The organism is Mesobacillus jeotgali (genome assembly GCF_014856545.2).
Lineage (GTDB): Bacteria > Bacillota > Bacilli > Bacillales > Cytobacillaceae > Mesobacillus.
On record NZ_CP109811.1, the window covers coordinates 2,842,662 to 2,860,793 of the forward strand.

Here is an 18,132-nt window from a genome sequence, read left to right on the forward strand (position 1 = left end):
TCCAAATGGATGATAAATGCCGGCTTAAATCTTCGGACATAAAAAGACCTTAAAAAAAGAAGCAGGGCTTCCGAATGAAAGCCCCGCTTACACAACTGGTCATCTCCAGCGGTCCCTGTTGTCCGCCCTTTTCCTGTTCCTTGCTGAATAGCAGGAATCACAGATTTGATAAGGGGAATCGACATGGATTCCCTTGCCGCAATGCCTGCATTTCTTTTTATAATTTTTGACTTCTGACTTTAAAAACTCATGAACATCGTCACTTAATTCAGTACGAACCCTTTCCCAATAAACAGCCTCCGTCTTTCTGCCAAGCTTATATAAAAACAGCAAATGGAGACCAATTGCTTTATAAGAAAGCTCCAGTTCCTCCAGGGAAGCAGTTTTGACAGGCGGTTCCGGCAATTCTTCACCAGCTACAATCGCTTTGATTGTTTCAAGCCATTGTTCAATAAGAGCTGGTTCTTTTGATGAAAAAGGGAGATGAAGAAATCCATACAGATCCATCATCGGGAGTCTTGCTTCAATTTCAGTGTCCCTGACGTATTCATAAAGCTCTCTTTCTTCCGACAGCGAAGCTTTGCTGGTCCCTTTAGGGCTCTCGAACTTATTCCATAGTTCAAAGAAAACAGCAAGCGAACGGTGGTATTTCTGAAACCTTTCAAAAATCCCTGCAGTCGGGGCTATTGAAAATGTCTCGACAGGCTTATCCTCTTTTTCAAGAAGCTTTGTCATCAAGCTGATATCCGAAGTAAAAGCTACTCGGCCGACATTGTAAATGCCTTTTCTGCCGGCACGTCCTGCTATTTGCTTTACTTCCTGGGAAGTTAGCCTCCTTCGTCTCGTTCCATCGAATTTTTCATTTTCCAAAAAGACGATTCTCCTGATTGGCAAATTCAGCCCCATGCCTATAGCGTCGGTTGCCACAACTACACTCGTTTCTCCTTTGATGAAACGGTCAATTTGCTTTTTTCTTGTCTCTGGCGGCATGCTGCCATATATCATGCTTACCTGGCGACCGCTGTTTTGCAGTTTTGAAGCATTCTCAAGTACCTGTTTTCTTGAAAAACAAACAAGTGCATCGCCTTTCTTTGTATGCTTTAGGCTGAACTCCTTGTTCTCAACCTGGAGGGGGATATCACGGCTGTATTCGTAAATCTCTGCCACACCATCATCCAGCAGATCCATCATCATGCCCTTGATATTCCTGCTTCCGATGATATGTACCTCCTCTGCATTCGCATTAGTGATGGCTTTAAACCATGAAAACCCTCTATCCTTATCAGCAATCATTTGTGATTCATCAATGACGACCACTTCATAAAAATCCTTTTCGTAAAACATTTCAACTGTACAGGATATATGGTTAGCCCCCTCAACTGGCTTTTCTTCCTCGCCTGTTTTCAGGGAACATGGAACTCCCTCTGTATTGAGTTTCTCATATACCTCAAGAGCAAGCAGACGAAGCGGAGCAAGATACAAACCTGTTTTTGCCTCCTTCATCCTTTCAAGAGCGTGGTGGGTTTTTCCCGTATTAGTTTCACCGATGTGAAGAATATACCTGACATTTCTTCTCAGCGAAGGATTGTATTCACGTCCAAATATGTCCTCCAGCATACGGGCTTCTTCTTCCCTTTTGCGTTCAAGCTCTGCCTGCTCCTCTGCCTTCCTGCGCTCCCTCTCCGCAAGGTCTCTTTCATATATCGCCTGATGTGTACTTTCTTCATACTCAATTTCAGCGAGACGCAATAGATCAGTTACATATTCTTCCTGCAGTTTATAGAGAAAGCCATCTAAATAAACTTCTGCTAAATCGTTAATGATTCTTTTAGTCTCTGCAGCTGAAAGTCTGTCTTCAAACACTTCCTCGTATTCGCGGAATATATCCTGATCAAGATTCCTCAATACTTCTTCAGCAGCTATCTGCGTAAAATATTCCAAGACCTTGTGTTCAAAATGATACTGGTAGGTCTCATATTCAAAATAAAATCGCCCCCAGCTGGCTGTTTGATGAATCTGGCCGGTCAATTCATCAAAAAAGTCAGCCATTGTTCTGTATTCATCTGGATTGAAAGATCCAATCTCGGTTAACCTTTCTTCCAGCATGTATGTGTCGATATCCTCAAACTTTTGATTTTCATTTAAGATTTTCTTTAATTCCTTTGCCATCTCATGTCTTATTTTAAGATAGGCTGACTCTTGAAAGTCACTTAAAACCGTGTGAGAAACCTGATGAATTTTTCCCTTAATGCCTGCCTTTTGCTCAAGCATCCGGTCTTCCTCAGCTTTTTTGAAGAAATTCTTTCTCGCACTGTTATAGTGTGTTTCCCAGCTGAGTTCATCAATAGCGGACATAATCCACTCTTTTGTATTGAAGGGCTTATAGTCTCTCATTTCATTCCTGAAAAGCTTATTGATCAACTTTCTGTCTACACCTTCAACCACATATCCCTGCTCACTTAAAAAGGCCTTCTTATCTCGCTTAGAAAAGTCATTCGTAGACTTTGTCAGCCACACATTGAGCCAGATTTGACTGATATAAGTATTTCTTTTTTCTAAATAACTCTCGAATTCAGGAAGAACTTCCTGTTCACCAAGGAATTTTTCGATATCATCCATTATTTTGTTTTTTGTGTTCTCCACCGCCTGCTGGTGGATTATCTCAATCTGTTTCATATATGAACCCCTTAAAATAGGTAAAGTATAAAAGCATCGTATTCATAGTACTTTTTCCTTTTCATGACGAACCCTGATTTTAATAAACAATGACGATATAAATAAAGGGCCACACAACAAAATGTGCGTGCCCTTCCATTATATGCTACATAAATCAGTGGAACGGCTGACTATGCGTTCTTCACCTTCAACTTTTTCATTACTTTAGTCAGAACCTTTTTATCGTCCTTTGTTACACTTTTTGGTTTAATCGGTGAAACTGGTTTAATTTTATCGGTATTATCGACACTTAGGATTTCAAGGTAAAACGGAGTGGTTTGCCGATTACCCTTCAGGTATCCCTTTAGTATTTTCATTTTGTCTGAGGTCCCTGTCATAGCACCCTGATAATCCCATTCGATTTCATTCTTGTATCTTGAATCCATCTTTTCTTTTAAAGCAAAGGCTTCTGCCAGTGCATCCTCCGGTGTCATGAAATAGGATTGCGTTCTCCTCAATCCCTTCTTTTTGCTGCCATCGCCCGCTTTTGCTTGATATAATTTTACTAACATTTCCCTCATCCTCTCTGGTTTGGTCTCACGCCTTCTCATGGTAAGTGGAAACACCAGAAGACCCGAGGAATTACGTATATATTTAGTATACCCCTTTTTCCATCAGTTACCTATTAATAAGGAAATTAATGATATTAAAAACAAAGGAGCGTGTTTTTCTTACACGCTCCATTTCAAAGTTATTTAGAAATTACTGCCTCTTTTTCGTTGTTTCTCTCATGGCGGATCGTTGCCTGGGCAGCAGCGAGTCTCGCAAGCGGCACACGGTATGGCGAGCAGCTTACATAGTCAAGTCCTGCATTGTAGCAAAACTCAATCGAACTCTTTTCACCGCCGTGCTCCCCGCAAATTCCTGTCTTTAGGCCCGGCTTAGTCTGTCGGCCAAGTTCTACACCAGTCTCAACCAGCTTGCCCACTCCCTCACGATCAAGCACTGCAAACGGGTTTTCGGGCAGGACCTTTTGCTCAATATACGCTTGAAGGAACTTTCCTTCAGCATCATCACGGCTATAACCGAATGTAGTCTGTGTCAGGTCATTCGTTCCAAATGAGAAGAAGTCAGCTTCCTCGGCAATCTGGTCCGCAGTCAATGCTGCACGCGGTATCTCAATCATTGTTCCAACAGTATATTCAAAATCCTTGCCAGTTTCTTCTTTTATGCTTTGCGCAGCTGCATTGACCAGTTCACGCATTTCCTTTAACTCATTAACATGGCCAACCAGCGGAATCATAATTTCAGGCTGGGCATTGATTCCTTTATCCGCTAAGTTTGCTACAGCATAGAAAATGGCTCTTGCCTGCATTTCATAGATTTCCGGGTGAATCATGCCAAGTCGGCAGCCACGGTGGCCAAGCATCGGATTGAATTCGTCCAATTGCCGTACCTTCTTAAGCAACGCTTCCTTTTCCTTAAGTTCTTTTGATTCAGGGTCAAGGATTTGCAGTTTCGTAATCTCGACAATCAGTTCTTCTTTATCTGGCAAGAACTCATGTAAAGGCGGATCCAGCAAACGAATGGTTACTGGCAGTCCCTGCATGACTTCAAGGATTCCTTCAAAATCCCCCTGTTGCATCGGCAATAGTTCATCAAGTGCTGCATTTCGTTCTTCGAATGTTTCTGCAAGAATCATCTTCTGGACGATCGGCACTCTTGCTGCATCCATGAACATATGCTCAGTGCGGCATAGACCAATTCCGCCTGCACCGAATTCCAAAGCCTTGGCAGAATCCTCAGGATTATCTGCGTTAGCGCGAACGCCTATTTTACGCTCTTCGTCAGCCCATGTGAGCAAAAGCTGGAACTCTTCGGACAGCTCAGGTTCGATCATAGGGATTTCACCCAGCATGATTTCACCTGTACCCCCATCAATCGTAATAATTTCACCATGATTAACTACCGTTTCACCAACGCGGAATTGTTTTTCGTGCAGATCGATTTTCATCGCTTCGCACCCACAAATACAAGCTTTGCCCATCCCCCGTGCTACGACAGCTGCATGGCTAGTCATTCCTCCTCGGCTAGTAACGACAGCTTGTGCTGCGATAATGCCATGGATATCATCTGGTGTTGTTTCAGGTCGTACCAGAATGACCTTTACACCTTCGTTAGCAAGCATTTCTGCTTCATCAGCATCAAATACTACTTTTCCCGTTGCTGCGCCAGGTGAAGCAGGAAGGCCTTTGGCCAACTGATTTCGCTCGAAATTCTCATCGATCCTGCGATGCAGGAGCTGGTCAAGCTGTTCCGGGTCAACACGAAGCAATGCAGCCTTTTTATCGATGATTCCTTCTTCGACCAACTCTGTAGCGATACGGATGGCAGCCTGTGCAGTGCGCTTCCCGGTCCGTGTCTGAAGGATGAACAGTTCTCCGCGTTCAACCGTGAATTCGATATCCTGCATATCCTCATAATGCTGTTCGAGACGGTTACAAGTATCAACAAACTGCTGATAAACTGTAGGCATTTCATCCTTTAACGTCTGAATTGGCTGCGGAGTCCGGATGCCTGCGACCACATCCTCTCCCTGTGCATTGATCAGGTACTCACCATAAAGGATGCTTTCTCCAGTAGATGGGTCACGGGTAAATGCTACACCTGTTCCTGAATCATTGCCCATGTTCCCAAAAACCATGCTCTGGATGTTAACAGCAGTCCCCAGGTGTGAGGGAATTTTATTCAAACGGCGGTACACGATTGCCCGCTGGTTGTTCCAGGAATCAAATACAGCGTTTATGGAGAGGAATAGTTGTTCTTTAGGATCCTGAGGGAAAGGCTTTCTTGTATGTTTGGTCACGATATTTTTATAGCCCTGGATGACTTCCTTCCAATCTTCAGCAGTCATTTCAGGATCAGCAGAGTAGCCTTTTCCTTCCCTGGTTTCTTCCAGCAATCGCTCAAAGAAGAATACATCGACATCGAGGACGACATCACTGAACATCTGGATGAAGCGGCGGTAAGAATCATAAGCAAATCTAGGGTTGTTCGTAAGTTTTGCCATACCCTCCACTGTTTCGTCATTCATACCAAGGTTAAGAATCGTATCCATCATCCCCGGCATTGAGAATACAGCCCCGGAGCGAACAGATACAAGCAAAGGGTTCTCTGGATTTCCAAGTTTCTTTCCTGTTTTCTGCTCCAATTCACCCAGCGCTTCTAAAACCTGTGCCTGAACTTCAGCAGGAATAGTCTTTCCAGCATCATAATAAGCGTTGCATGCTTCCGTGGAAATAGTGAACCCGAAAGGTACAGGAAGGCCGATGTTGGTCATTTCTGCCAGGTTGGCACCTTTTCCTCCCAGGATTTCTTTCATTCCGCTATTTCCTTCATTAAAAAGATAAACAAATTTAGACATCAGCCTTAACTCCTCTCACTTTTTAAAATATCGAGTATCAATCCTGCTGTTTCTTCGATTGCCTTATTTGAAACATTGATGACTGGGCAGCCAACACGTTTCATGATTTTTTCTGCATAATCAAGCTCTTCCAGGATTCGTTCATAGCTTGCATAATTTGCCCTGGCACCTAGTCCAAGCGCTTTCAGCCTTTCCGTCCTGATTTCGTTCAGTTTATCAGGCGAGATGATCAGCCCGACACATTTGCTTCTTGGTATCTGGAATAATTCATCTGGCGGCTTTACCTCTGGAACGATTGGTACATTGGCAACTTTGTAACGCTTGTGAGCAAGATACATTGATAAAGGTGTTTTTGAAGTCCGTGAAACGCCGACCAGTACGATATCCGCCCTTAAAATGCCGCGCGGGTCTCTGCCATCGTCGTATTTGACGGCAAATTCAATGGCTTCGATTTTACGGAAGTATTCATCATCAAGCTTACGCATCATTCCCGGTCGATGGTTTGGTTCCTTATTGAACTTCTTTTCAAAGGCATTCATCAGCGGATTTAGCAAATCAACTGCATAGATTCCTTCCTCCTGCGCTCTTTTATCCAGATAAGCCTTGAGCGCTGGAACAACGATTGTATAAGCGATAATCGAACGCCCCTGCTTCGCCACCATGATGACGTCTTCAATGTCTTCCTCGTCCTCAACATATGAATTTCTTCTGATATCAACCTGGCCGCCGTTAAACTGGGTTGCAACAGCCTTAACTACAAATTCTGCCGTTTCCCCGACTGAATCGGATACCACATAGACAACTTCCTTCATATCCAAAATACGCTCACTTCCTAGACAGATTTTTGCTCAGCTATTTCTAGATAAACCTTTGTAATGGTTGTTTTGGTTATTCGTCCTATAACTTCATATGAATCTGGTTTATGTTTGAGTTCCCGGACAACAGGGAGAGAATCAATTCTGTTTGTCACAAGCTTTTTTGCCGCCTGGACGAGTGTTTCTTCTGGCTTCACAGTTATAATGTTTGGCATCCTTGTCATGATGACGCTTACAGGAAGATCCTCGAGGTTCTTGTTTCCAATAGCGGCCCTCAACAGGTCTTTCCTTGAGATGACACCAGCAAGGCATCCTTCAGAATCAACTGCATATAATGTTCCTACATCCTCAAGGAACATCTGGACAATCGCATCATAAACAGAAGATGATTTTTGAACGACAATCGGATGGCCCTTATAATCTTTGACTTTCAGATTCAGAACTTCTGTCGGTTCAAACAGTCTCTCTTTATCCTTATTGAAAAAATAGCCAACTCTCGGCCTTGCCTCAAGACTTCCTGCCATTGTCAGGATTGCCAGGTCTGGCCTAAGAGTAGCTCGGGTAAGCTTAAGCTTCTCAGCTATCTGTTCACCGGTTATCGGACCATCCTCCTTGACAATTTGAACGATTTCTTCCTGCCGTTTTGTTAGTTTAATAGAACTCACCACCAACGTACCCCCAATAATTAATATGTAACATTATCAAGGAATTTTTTAATGTGTTATCCTTATTAATTTATAGTATATAACATTTAACCAAAAAGCAAAAGAAAAGGTTTTGATAATTCTTTGAATATATTAAAAACGTAAGGTTTCTGGCGTTTAACTAGGATAATTGTTTATTTTAAACATTTATAATATGTCATACTGTTTTACACATTGAGGTTATAAATCTTTGAAAAGCTGTCTGAACTTGGAGCTACTTCGGACAGCACTTAAGAAAATCCAGGTAAAGTTGTCCGAACCTGGGTGCTGCTTCGGACAGCATTGTGCTAAAACACGGAAAATAACCTAAAAAAATCCCCTGAGTACCATTCAGGGGATCCATCCACTTTTATATACTTAGCTCAAGCGTGACGGGGCAGTGGTCACTGCCCATGACAAAGCATTCGGCTCCTGCTTCTTTGATTGCTGGTACCAGTTTTTCAGAGACTATGAAATAATCGATACGCCATCCGATGTTCTTTTCTCTTACTTTATTCATGTAAGACCACCAGGTATAGACATCTTTAACTTCAGGATGCAAGTGGCGGAAGGAATCAATGAATCCACTGCTGAGGAGATCCGTCATCTTTCCTCGTTCCTCATCTGTAAAACCGGAATTTCCGCGATTTGGTTTTGGATTTTTCAAATCAATCTCATTGTGGGCGACATTCAAATCGCCGCAAAGGATTACTGGCTTATTGTCCTCCAATTCAAGCAAGTATTCCCTGAGCTTGTCTTCCCAGGACAGGCGGTAGCCGAGGCGAGCAAGATCACGCTGCGAATTTGGCGTGTAGACATTAACGAGATAAAACTCATCTAATTCTAAAGTGATTGCCCTTCCCTCATGGTCGTGTTCAGCCGATCCAATGCCATACTTTACTGATAAAGGCTCTTGTCTCGAAAAGACAGCTGTTCCGGAATAGCCTTTCTTTTCTGCGTAATTCCAGTACTGGTGATATCCTTCCAGATCAAGGCTGATCTGGCCTTCCTGCAGTTTCGTTTCCTGTATACAAAAAAGGTCTGCGTCCGCCTCTTTAAAGAAATCTAAAAATCCCTTACGAGCGCAAGCCCTGATGCCATTCACATTCCATGATACTAGTTTCATAATTCGTTCTTCTCCTTGGTCATACTTAGTTCACTCACATTCTTCTATTCTATCAGTCTTCGATCAGCGATTCTAATATCGCGATTCCCTTTGTTATATCCTCAACCGGTGCATTCGCAAAAGAAAGCCTGAAATGCTGCATTTTCTGGGTTGCATAAATTCTCCCGGGATTGATCAGCACCCCATTCACGAGAGCTTTCCTGTACAAATCAGGCAATGAGATATCATGATTCATTTTTACCCATATAAAAAATCCGCCGGCAGGCTTTTCCCATTCGGCAAAAGTGCTTAAGTGTTTCTCCAGTGCTTCCAGGGCAGCATTTCTTCGTACTCTTAGCTGCTTTCTTACATTTGCCAAATGCTTTTCATACAATCCGCTGGACAGCCATTCTGCGGCAGCTCGCTGCGATAGAGAACTTGAACCGTAGTCTGTCTGCATTTTCAGGTCAGCCAGCCGGTCAATGACCGCTTCCGGACCGGCGATCCATCCGATTCTCAATCCGGGATTCAGGCTCTTTGACAGGCTGCCAAGATATAAAACATTTCCGTGCCGGTCGTCCGATTTAATGGGAGGCGGTGGAGGAGAATCCAGCCACAAATCGCCGTACACATCATCTTCAATTATTGGAAGCTGGGCACTCTCAGCCAGTTTGAGCAGTTCCTGCCTTCTGTTTTCTCCCATAAGAGTACCAGTAGGATTGTGGAAATTCGGGTGGCAGTACAGCACCGATTTCCTGCTGTGATGTGATGCCTTTATCATCCCGGGAATGATGCCATCCTTGTCTATCGGGATTCCCTGGAGTTTCATCCCTGCAGATTGGAAGGTTGATAAAGAGTATAGATAAGATGGATTCTCGAGGAACACTGTTGATTCCCTTTCTAATAATCCTATGGAAATCAGGTGCAATGCCTGTAAAGCACCTGATACCACCAAAATTGATGAAGCATCGACCATGATTCCTTTTTGATTGAGGTGCTTGGCAATAGCTTCACGCAATCGAAGGTTTCCTTTAGGGTCTTCGTAACCAAACGGTTTCAGTTCCTGCCCAACCTTTGTTAAAACAGCTCTCATTTCCACCAGTGGGAATAATTCCTTGGAGAGTTCACCTTTACTCAACTGGATCAAATGCTCATCGGATTCCGCAAGATTTATAGCCTGGACTGTCGACAGGCTTGCCTGATGGGTGCCGAGTGCCACCTGTTCATTCCAATTTACCGGTGGTGCAGACCGCATGAGTGTCCAGGTATTGTTAACTACCACTGTTCCCATACCCATCCGTCCTTCAACAAGTCCTTCAGCAGCTAATTCATCCAGTGCAGTTACGACTGTGCTTCTGTTTACATCGAATTGTTTAGCAATGTCGCGCTGACTCGGGAGCCTGCTGCCAACTGGCCAAATCCCGTTTGTAATCTGCTCTTTTATATAATTGATGATCAATTTGTATTTTGGCGCTTTCATGTCTCCTGCTCCATTCAAAATTGGTTGGTTTTAAAATACCCCAATTGGTTGGATACATTTTACCAAGACCTAGTTATATTTAAAAGATAAAACTAATATGCAACGGAAAATTGGATGGTTTTTAATAGGGGTGGATTACATGGACATAAGAATGGCAGCAGCACACTTACTCGTTATTTTATTATGGGGATCGGCTTTTGCGGGGATCAGGCATGGTCTCGAAGGCTATTCACCTGAGCACTTGTCATTCTTGCGGCTTTTGGTCGGGTCATCAGCACTTCTTTGCTACGCGGTAATAAGCAAAATGAAGCTTCCGGAAATAAAAGATTGGCCTGTTATATTCCTGTTTGGATTTTTGGGATTTGCAGTCTATCAAACGGCGCTGAATTTTGGTGAACAAACTGTCAGCGCAGGTGCCGCAAGTCTGCTTGTTTCTACGTCACCCGTTTTTATAGGATTATTGGGGAAAATGTTCAACCAGGAGCGCACCGGAAAATGGTACTGGTCTGGCGCTTTGATCAGCATGGCAGGAATTGTTCTCATTTCGTTCGGGGCTGGCGGCGGTTTCGAACTGGGCATTGGCGTACTCTTAATATTGATTGCTTCATTATCTGAATCACTTTACTTTGTGTTCCAGAAAAATTACTTAGAAAAGTATGGGGCCCTGCCTTTTACTGCTTATACAATTTGGGCGGCCACCATTTTCATGGGTTTCTTTGCTCCTGGAATTGGATCTCAGATTGCTGAAGCTCCCTTAGGAGCAACGATTAGTGCTATTTACCTCGGACTTTTCCCTACGGTGGTTGCTTACTTTGCTATAGCCTTTATTACAGCTCAGTCTGGAGCCTCTGAAGCAGCAAGTTCATTGTATCTTACTCCGGCTGCTTCTTTCATAATCGCCTGGATATGGCTTGGGGAAGTACCGGCAATCATCACCTTAGCTGGCGGTGTGATTACCCTTATAGGAGTTTCCCTGACTTATCTCAAAGGGAGAAGCGAAATGGCAGGTTCGTCTTTAGAAATCAAAGGATAGCTGCTCCGCTTCTCCTTCCTTTTCTTTTTTCCGGACAGGTTTTCCTTTGTTCTTTATGGCCTGGCAGTGAAGTCTGGCATGTTTATAGGCCTTCTTCACATCTACCATAGGTGCTTCATAGCCAAGTTGATAAAAAGCAGGATAAAGCCACGGTTCATGAATGTATTCCTCCGTGAGCCTGCCTAATTCAGGAATATATCGGCGGATGAACGCACCATCCGGGTCAAGCTGCTTGCCGACTTTTATGGGATCAATAACTTTCATCTTCCCCTTCATTCCAGTTTGCTGCTGGATATAGAAATCATGTACAGCTGGTTCATAATCTAAGAACAACCCCGCCAGGGCAGCGGATACTTTATGCTCATCAAGCAATAAAGTGTTAGCAATAAAAGATGTGACCATAGCTCGCAACGAAAAGTTCATCCATCCCGTTTTATCCAGACTCTTCATGGCTGCATCGATAATCGGAATTCCTGTCCTTCCCTGAAGCCAGCGGCGGAACCAATCCTCATTGTAATCCCTTTTGATTTCATTTACACCTGCCGGCTGCTGATCTTCCATTCTCAAACTGCAAATTTTTGCCCGTGTAGTAAGCTTTGATAAAAACTCTTCTAGCTGGGCCTTGTCTTCCTCCAGCTCACATGCTTGCAATTTCCGGACGGTTTTTTGAAAAATGGTCCTGTCCGAAATATTTCCCCATGTTATATAAGCAGAAAGCCTTGATGATGAAAGCGAGGAAGGAAGGGGTTTTTGGTGATTTTCAATATAGTTTGCGAACCTGCCTTCGAGGAATGATTCCAGTGTTTCAATTGCCTTTAATTCTCCCCCCTGCTGGCCAAAGCGGATGTTATTACCCTTGAATCTCAGTTTCTGAAATCTTTTCAAATCAGGAAACAGAATATCAGGAATATTTGACGTTACCTCAATTTTGTTGGGAACTACAGCTAGCGATTCATTTAAATAAGTGTTCAAACGATTATTAAGCAGTCTCCCCGGGACATTTTCAAGTTCAGGACCATAAGCAAAAAGAAGCTGCTCTTTTTGTTTCGCCCATTCCTTAACTTTATCCATGAAACTACTATTATTGTGTGCATATAAGTTTATAGAATCATAATGCTTCAGCAATTTTTCAAGAACCGTCTCTATCTCATCGTTAGCCAGAAAGAGTTTTCCATCCAGACCCTCAATTCCTTTTGCCAGCTCTTCCAGACTTTCAACTACAAATTGAAAATGGCGCGCGGAAAGCGGCGTATCCTCCCACTGTGAAGGCTCAAATACATACAGCGGCAATACCTCTCCCGCTCTGGCTGCATCAGTCAAAGGCTGATGGTCGGAAATGCGCAAATCTTTATTGAAAAGGACGATGTTCATTCTAATCACTCCGCTATTGACGATTATCACTTGGCTCTTTAGAAATTGCACACCCGAACCAAAAAACTTCATAATTTGCAGGTTTCTAAAAGGAACAATAGTAAAATTAAGCTCCTAATTCACTATTTCTCTTAAAAGGATACCGAACACGATACCTAAGAACATGGACGTCAATGTACCAAGCAGAAAGTATTCAGCCCAGTCACGATCATCCATTTGCTTAAAACGGGCAATTGATTTAGCGGTAACTATGAAGGCGATTGCCGGATAGGAACTGTAGTATGTTAGTAAAATTACCAGCAGTCGCTCGATATAGCCAATCAGTTTCCCGCGTGACATATCGTGCTTGTTGAAAACCATATAGCTGTATTGCTCAGATAAACCCTTTTCACCTTTGCTGGCTGTCTGATATGCCGGCTCCTTCAACTCATTTTTAAATGTATATTTCCCTTCGAACGTCAGCAGCTGTCCGGGCAGAGAGCCGAGAAGGATGCGGATTATATGTCCGCTGACCGTTGTACCCATTATTAAAATAATGGCAATGGCGAGGATTGTACTAGAAGCGTCCAATTGGCGCCCATCTTCAAACAGAAGCTGAATATATCTATTAACATTGGAAACTAGCGTTATTTTATAAAATAACTGCATCGCTAACAAAAGCATGAAAAGGTGCAACAGCTGGTCCAATATAAAAAACCAGAGTTTATTCAAGTTATCGCTTGCCGTAAATTGATCCACAAGCTTGATCTTAACCAGGTCGATCATCAGATGTGTGGCTGTTATGAACAGCACCGGCCATATGACAGTCGTGACGGGATCGCTCTGCTGATAAAAAAAGAGCCAGCCTGCCGCAAGGACAATTGTATTCACGATGAGATGATGGAGTATATGCTTTTTAAGGTTCTTCAGCTTGTCCTGTACCATTTGATCCGTCTGAAGGTAAAAATCGGCTAGTAGATGTGCCATAATCAAACTCAATAAAAGCATGACTGCTCCTTTCACCAGAATCTAGAAGCTGAAAATATCCTGCACCTGGCTTTTAATTTTGGTTTTAATGCTGTCTTCAAGAAGCTTCGTTTGGCTATTTCCTATTTCCGGGTACACCTTTGCCTGATTTGCATCCAAAACGCTGACGATATCTCGGAAGCTCCGAAGAATATGCTCGCAATGCCCCTTTTTAAAATGGCTGTAAACCGTGGGAGCCGAGCGATCGAGAAGCTCCGCTACAGCATTTTGCTTGCCATAAAGAAGATAAAGCGAGCATACAAGCCGTTGCACATCAGTTTGCTCCATTCTCAACACATGCTGCAGCATGAGCATGCCATTAATTAATGTCTGCAGATCCGATTCACCATCCTGTCCTTGAAAAAAGAAAGATTCCCTTTCTTTCTGTTTTTTTAGGTGGTCGTTGGCGTTTCGAGCCTGCTTCGCCAATGGATGGATCCACTTTTCAATATCAATCTCTTCTACTTTCTTATCCAGGCTTCCAAAGGCGAGCCCAAAATACGGCGGGTTATTTTGATATTTCCAGAGCAAGCTGATATAAAAGGCTGTAATGAAAGCAGATGAATAGCCTTCAGCCAGTAGAATAAGTTCATCCCCAGACCTGTGCTTAATTTGTATAGAACCAATTCCGTCATACCAATTATCTATAGATGTCACTAGCTGCCCTAAATAATCACTCAGCTCCTCCCCGTAACCTGCAGAGGAAGACTTTGTTACATCCATTATAAATATTGACACTGGCTGCATTGCCATTCCACCTAACATTTAAAAATAGATTAATTAATCTAATTTTATATAAATTAGATAGTATAGTCAAATTTCATAAAGATTAGACTCTTTAGCTTAACAAATTTATACAAATCACCTTTGAATCATTATAACAAGAGCGTATGTTCGCTTCAATGGGTAAATAAGTACAAAAAAAAAGAGCCCTCAGGCTCTTTTTTAAATAATCCTATTCTTCTGTTACAACGACCTTTTCCATAACATCGCCGTTTCTCATCGCTTTAGCAGCTTCCAAATTGGAAGTAACTTTTCCGAATACAGTGTGCACTCCATTTAAGTGTGGCTGTGATTCATGTACGATGAAGAACTGGCTGCCGCCTGTATCTTTACCTGCGTGTGCCATAGAAAGTGAACCCGGTTCGTGCTTGTGCGGATTGCCTTCTGTTTCACATTTGATTGTGTAACCTGGACCGCCAGTACCTGTCCCTGAAGGGCATCCTCCTTGACTAACAAAACCAGGAATTACTCGGTGGAAGTTCAATCCGTTATAGAATCCTTCGTTTGCAAGCTTTTCAAAGTTCGCAACTGTACCAGGTGCTTCGTTTGGGTATAGTTCGAATTCGATTTTTTCACCATTTTGCATTTGTATGTATCCTTTTTTAGCCATGTAAAATCATCTCCTTGTGTTAAAATCATTGTTATCATATCACTAATACAAATAAAAATAAAAGTATCCACCTTCAAATTGTATTTTTCCAACATGGTTGTGTTAAAATATAACTGCCCCTGCCGAACATTCGCTTGTTGCGGGACACTTAACCACTGTACGGACGGCAGGGGCCCTGCCTTTGCAGGATGACCAAATACATATACATATTCTCAAACCTTGCCATGTGGCAAGGTTTTTATTTTAATTAATGTAAAGGTATTAAATTTCTAATTAAGTTATCGCAGTTTGGGTAATTAATATCTAGTATGTCTTTTTCAAAAATGCCTGTGTATCTTTTAAAATATCATCGTTTGTTTTTATCTTTTACCAATCCTAGGAGAAGTTATGCTAACTCTAATAGATATTAAATACAAGAAATGGATCTCAGCAATATCCTATACTTTATTCATAGCCTACATCATCATTGCCGTGATTTTGTTGTTTCTCAGCCCATATCGGCAGGCTGCCTATGAACTCAATTCTGCAGGCTCCAACCCTTATAACATCATTCCATTTAAAACGATTACAGATTACATAAAAGCTTCTTCGCACATTAATCAAAATATCTGGATGTCCAACTTATTTGGCAATGTTCTTGCCTTTTTCCCGATGGGAGTCTTTCTTCCCTGGCTGTTTAAAAGATTCATAGGATTCTGGAGAACGACCAGTACTGTTTTTCTGGCGACATTAACGGTAGAGATCCTCCAGTTTGCCACAAGGGTTGGCAGTTTTGACATCGATGATATCATACTTAACACATTAGGCGGTGCAATAGGGTATCTCTTAATCAAGATCATTTATCTGCTTTTATTAAAGGAGAGAACATATGAAGATTAGGATGTTAAAAGAAAGCGAACAGCCGCCCAGGAATCTTCTGCTCCTGGCAGACCCTTCTCGAGATTTGGTTTCAGGATATTTAGAGAAAGGTTTGTGCTATGTTATGGAAACAGGAAACGGTGATACCGCCGGGGTAATCGTACTGGTCCCGGTTGGTAGTACCATCGAAATTATGAATCTGGCAGTCGATGAATTCCACCAAGGCAAGGGCTTAGGCACCATCCTGCTAAAGCATGGAATTCAAACTGCAGCCGAAAAGGGATATAAAACGGTTGAAATCGGTACAGGGAATTCAAGTATCAACCAATTGGCTCTTTATCAAAAGGTTGGCTTCAGAATCACTGGAATAGATCATGACTTTTTTATAAGGAATTATGAAGAACCTATTTTCGAAAATGGGATCCAGTGCAGGGATATGATCCGTTTATCGATGCCCTTAGAATAAAGAAAGGACCTCAATCAGGTCCTTTCTTACTTAGATACTAAACGTTCTTTCAATAATGGAAGTTCTTTATAAATCCCCACTACTTCATCCATTCTCATTCTTACGAGTCCGCTCGAGGACGGGGCGACGAAATCGATGGTGCCATCCACAACAGATTCATCCTGCTTGCCCCATGGAATATCTTTTTTGCCGCTATATTGCTGGTAGACACCTTTACCGACAAAACAAACGATTTTCGGACTATATTTTTCAATTTTTTGTCTAAGCTCCTGCTTTCCCTGTTGGTATTCCTCTTTCGTGATCTCATCTGCTGCTTTAGTTGGCCGCGCAACAATGTTCGTCATCCCGTAGCCTAAGTCCAGGAGCTTATAATCCTCCGAAGAGTCATACTTCCTTGGTGTGATGCCAGCTTCAAAAAGGATCTTCCAGAATCTATTGTTTGGGTTAGCATAATGATGACCTGTTTCTGATGACCGAATGCTAGGGTTGAAACCGACAAAAATAACGTCCAGATTCTCCCGTAAATGATCGGTAATCGGCTTCATATTCTCTACTCCTCTCCAATGCTGCCTCTCTCTCTCACCAATCACCAAAATCGGTGAGGCAGCTCATTATTCTTGCTAATATTCTTGAAGATTCTTAAATGGAACAAAAACTCGTCATAAAACATAGTTTCGGCACTTTCAAAAGAATAAGCGTCCGAAAAATGATCCAATAGTTCGACATCAATGTTATCTTCAAGGCCGCTCAGCCACATTTTATAGCCATGCTGCTCATAAACATCAGATAAACCGGCCCATTCGAACATATCCTGCATTTCCTTTTCACCCATTCTATCACTCCTTCAGCTATCACCTCCATTTTTCCATACTTTTACATACCTTATACAGCGTTCATGATCTCTCCCTATAAATGACCGGGAATTCTGAGTTCCTTGCGCCTCGCCCGATTTTTAAAAAAGCCAGGCTTATTCAACCTGGCTTTCCTTGATTCCGTATTTAGCCTCTGCAACCCGTTCCGGGTGTGTGTATACATTAAGTGATCGATTCCTGATAAAGCCAATTGTCGTGATCCCCAGTTCCTCTGCTAGCTTCAAGGCAAGTTCAGTGGGAGCTGATTTGGACAATACAATCGGGCAGCCGATTTTGGCTACCTTTAATAAAATTTCTGAGGAAATTCGTCCACTGAAAACAATTACTTTATCCTGTATCGAAATATCATTTTTCAAGCAATGCCCAAAAATTTTATCCAGGGCATTATGGCGACCGATATCCATCCGCGACACAACTGGACCAAACAAACTGCAAAGGGAGGCGTTATGGACTCCCCCAGTATTTTGAAAAAGGTGAGCGGAATCCTGCATTTCTTCCATGAGCCTGAAGCAATCTTCTACTTCGATTTCCGTCTCTGTTTTGTGCAACTTTTTTGCAGTCAATGCGTCTGTCGCAAATACAAAGCCAGTCCTGCTTGCCCCGCAGCATGAAGTTAAGTAACGCTTTCCCTGTAAGTTCTTATAAACCGGATTCATTTGCGAGGTTTTTACATGAACAAATCCTTCTTTTTCCTGGATCCATATATCTTCTATATCTGAATACTTCCTGATGATGCCTTCTGAAGCGAGGTATCCAATGACCATTTCTTCAATATAATCTGGAGTACATACCATCGTAACAAATTCCTGACCATTCACTTTAATGGTGACAGAATATTCCGTTACGATGCTGTCTTCCAAGCTTTCGGCCCCGCCATCGCCAAAACGAAGGATTTCCCTTTTTACTTCGACTGGTTTCAAAACAGCCATCCTCTCTGGTTGAAGTTTTATGCTTTGGAGTTATCTCCTATTA

17 protein-coding genes are annotated in these 18,132 nt (G+C 42.6%); 3 read left to right on the forward strand and 14 right to left on the reverse strand.

All coding sequences use genetic code 11. The features are described from left to right. Positions 1–99: 99 nt before the first annotated feature. The 7 genes from FOF60_RS14530 to FOF60_RS14560 all read right to left on the reverse strand — a co-directional run bounded on the left by FOF60_RS14530 (position 100) and on the right by FOF60_RS14560 (position 10,162). A complete protein-coding gene (locus FOF60_RS14530; RefSeq protein ID WP_192471754.1) occupies positions 100–2,676 on the reverse strand; it encodes a DEAD/DEAH box helicase in 2,577 nt (858 codons plus the stop codon). A 170-nt stretch (positions 2,677–2,846) separates the two neighbouring features. Continuing rightward, positions 2,847–3,227, reverse strand: coding sequence for a hypothetical protein (locus FOF60_RS14535; protein ID WP_192471753.1), 381 nt, complete (start codon positions 3,225–3,227; stop codon positions 2,847–2,849). 179 nt (positions 3,228–3,406) lie between these two features. Continuing rightward, positions 3,407–6,079 (reverse strand): pyruvate, phosphate dikinase, encoded by a 2,673-nt coding sequence (ppdK, locus tag FOF60_RS14540; RefSeq protein WP_192471752.1) that lies wholly within the window; start codon positions 6,077–6,079, stop codon positions 3,407–3,409. A gap of 5 nt (positions 6,080–6,084) precedes the next feature. Next, positions 6,085–6,897: a pyruvate, water dikinase regulatory protein gene (locus tag FOF60_RS14545; protein WP_192471751.1), complete on the reverse strand. Its 813-nt coding sequence runs from the start codon at positions 6,895–6,897 to the stop codon at positions 6,085–6,087. 14 nt (positions 6,898–6,911) lie between these two features. Beyond that, positions 6,912–7,559, reverse strand: coding sequence for a transcriptional regulator CcpN (locus tag FOF60_RS14550; RefSeq protein WP_192471750.1), 648 nt, complete (start codon positions 7,557–7,559; stop codon positions 6,912–6,914). Between the two features lie 388 nt (positions 7,560–7,947). Further along, positions 7,948–8,703, reverse strand: a complete 756-nt coding sequence (locus FOF60_RS14555; protein WP_192471749.1) for an exodeoxyribonuclease III — start codon at positions 8,701–8,703, stop codon at positions 7,948–7,950. A gap of 52 nt (positions 8,704–8,755) precedes the next feature. Continuing rightward, complete coding sequence (locus tag FOF60_RS14560) at positions 8,756–10,162, reverse strand: MocR-like pyridoxine biosynthesis transcription factor PdxR (RefSeq protein ID WP_192471748.1); 1,407 nt, start codon at positions 10,160–10,162, stop codon at positions 8,756–8,758. Between the two features lie 139 nt (positions 10,163–10,301). Here FOF60_RS14560 and FOF60_RS14565 point away from each other — a divergent pair, with 139 nt between their 5' ends. Continuing rightward, entirely contained in the window at positions 10,302–11,195 is an 894-nt protein-coding gene (locus FOF60_RS14565; protein WP_192471747.1) for a DMT family transporter, read from the forward strand. Here the strand turns inward: FOF60_RS14565 and FOF60_RS14570 are convergent. The 4 genes from FOF60_RS14570 to FOF60_RS14585 form a co-directional block, all read right to left on the reverse strand. Next, positions 11,178–12,566, reverse strand: coding sequence for an FAD-binding domain-containing protein (locus FOF60_RS14570; RefSeq protein ID WP_192471746.1), 1,389 nt, complete (start codon positions 12,564–12,566; stop codon positions 11,178–11,180). The genes FOF60_RS14565 and FOF60_RS14570 overlap by 18 nt on opposite strands. Positions 12,567–12,680: 114 nt before the next feature. Beyond that, positions 12,681–13,553 (reverse strand): DUF3307 domain-containing protein, encoded by an 873-nt coding sequence (locus tag FOF60_RS14575; RefSeq protein ID WP_225650130.1) that lies wholly within the window; start codon positions 13,551–13,553, stop codon positions 12,681–12,683. A gap of 21 nt (positions 13,554–13,574) precedes the next feature. After that, entirely contained in the window at positions 13,575–14,318 is a 744-nt protein-coding gene (locus tag FOF60_RS14580) for a sigma-70 family RNA polymerase sigma factor (protein ID WP_192471744.1), read from the reverse strand. 208 nt (positions 14,319–14,526) lie between these two features. Continuing rightward, on the reverse strand, positions 14,527–14,964 hold the full coding sequence (locus tag FOF60_RS14585) for a peptidylprolyl isomerase (RefSeq protein WP_192471743.1): 438 nt from the start codon (positions 14,962–14,964) through the stop codon (positions 14,527–14,529). A 387-nt stretch (positions 14,965–15,351) separates the two neighbouring features. Between FOF60_RS14585 and FOF60_RS14590 the strand changes: the two genes are divergently transcribed. Together FOF60_RS14590 and FOF60_RS14595 are read left to right on the forward strand one after the other, a co-directional pair. Further along, entirely contained in the window at positions 15,352–15,843 is a 492-nt protein-coding gene (locus FOF60_RS14590) for a VanZ family protein (RefSeq protein WP_192471742.1), read from the forward strand. Beyond that, the gene (locus FOF60_RS14595; protein ID WP_192471741.1) at positions 15,833–16,288 is read left to right on the forward strand and encodes a GNAT family N-acetyltransferase; all 456 of its coding nucleotides are present in this window, start codon (positions 15,833–15,835) and stop codon (positions 16,286–16,288) included. The genes FOF60_RS14590 and FOF60_RS14595 overlap by 11 nt, the downstream gene beginning before the upstream one ends. A 26-nt stretch (positions 16,289–16,314) precedes the next feature. Here the strand turns inward: FOF60_RS14595 and mug are convergent, their stop codons facing one another. The 3 genes from mug to fdhD all read right to left on the reverse strand — a co-directional run bounded on the left by mug (position 16,315) and on the right by fdhD (position 18,080). Beyond that, the gene (mug, locus tag FOF60_RS14600; RefSeq protein ID WP_192471740.1) at positions 16,315–16,833 is read right to left on the reverse strand and encodes a G/U mismatch-specific DNA glycosylase; all 519 of its coding nucleotides are present in this window, start codon (positions 16,831–16,833) and stop codon (positions 16,315–16,317) included. Between the two features lie 41 nt (positions 16,834–16,874). After that, positions 16,875–17,120: a hypothetical protein gene (locus FOF60_RS14605; RefSeq protein WP_192471739.1), complete on the reverse strand. Its 246-nt coding sequence runs from the start codon at positions 17,118–17,120 to the stop codon at positions 16,875–16,877. Between the two features lie 135 nt (positions 17,121–17,255). Beyond that, positions 17,256–18,080, reverse strand: coding sequence for a formate dehydrogenase accessory sulfurtransferase FdhD (gene fdhD / locus FOF60_RS14610; RefSeq protein ID WP_192471738.1), 825 nt, complete (start codon positions 18,078–18,080; stop codon positions 17,256–17,258). Between the last annotated feature and the right edge of the window lie 52 nt (positions 18,081–18,132).

Bases quoted from the DNA above. Each gene is read 5' to 3' on its own strand.
- FOF60_RS14555 (WP_192471749.1), bottom strand. From the start codon at position 8,703: ATGAAACTAGTATCATGGAATGTGAATGGCATCAGGGCTTGCGCTCGT.
- FOF60_RS14530 (WP_192471754.1), bottom strand. From the start codon at position 2,676: ATGAAACAGATTGAGATAATCCACCAGCAGGCGGTGGAGAACACAAAA.
- FOF60_RS14585 (WP_192471743.1), bottom strand. From the start codon at position 14,964: ATGGCTAAAAAAGGATACATACAAATGCAAAATGGTGAAAAAATCGAA.
- FOF60_RS14535 (WP_192471753.1), bottom strand. From the start codon at position 3,227: ATGTTAGTAAAATTATATCAAGCAAAAGCGGGCGATGGCAGCAAAAAG.
- FOF60_RS14570 (WP_192471746.1), bottom strand. From the start codon at position 12,566: ATGAACATCGTCCTTTTCAATAAAGATTTGCGCATTTCCGACCATCAG.
- FOF60_RS14580 (WP_192471744.1), bottom strand. From the start codon at position 14,318: ATGCAGCCAGTGTCAATATTTATAATGGATGTAACAAAGTCTTCCTCT.
- mug (WP_192471740.1), bottom strand. From the start codon at position 16,833: ATGAAGCCGATTACCGATCATTTACGGGAGAATCTGGACGTTATTTTT.
- FOF60_RS14590 (WP_192471742.1), top strand. From the start codon at position 15,352: ATGCTAACTCTAATAGATATTAAATACAAGAAATGGATCTCAGCAATA.
- FOF60_RS14575 (WP_225650130.1), bottom strand. From the start codon at position 13,553: ATGCTTTTATTGAGTTTGATTATGGCACATCTACTAGCCGATTTTTAC.
- FOF60_RS14595 (WP_192471741.1), top strand. From the start codon at position 15,833: ATGAAGATTAGGATGTTAAAAGAAAGCGAACAGCCGCCCAGGAATCTT.
- ppdK (WP_192471752.1), bottom strand. From the start codon at position 6,079: ATGTCTAAATTTGTTTATCTTTTTAATGAAGGAAATAGCGGAATGAAA.
- FOF60_RS14560 (WP_192471748.1), bottom strand. From the start codon at position 10,162: ATGAAAGCGCCAAAATACAAATTGATCATCAATTATATAAAAGAGCAG.
- FOF60_RS14605 (WP_192471739.1), bottom strand. From the start codon at position 17,120: ATGGGTGAAAAGGAAATGCAGGATATGTTCGAATGGGCCGGTTTATCT.
- FOF60_RS14565 (WP_192471747.1), top strand. From the start codon at position 10,302: ATGGACATAAGAATGGCAGCAGCACACTTACTCGTTATTTTATTATGG.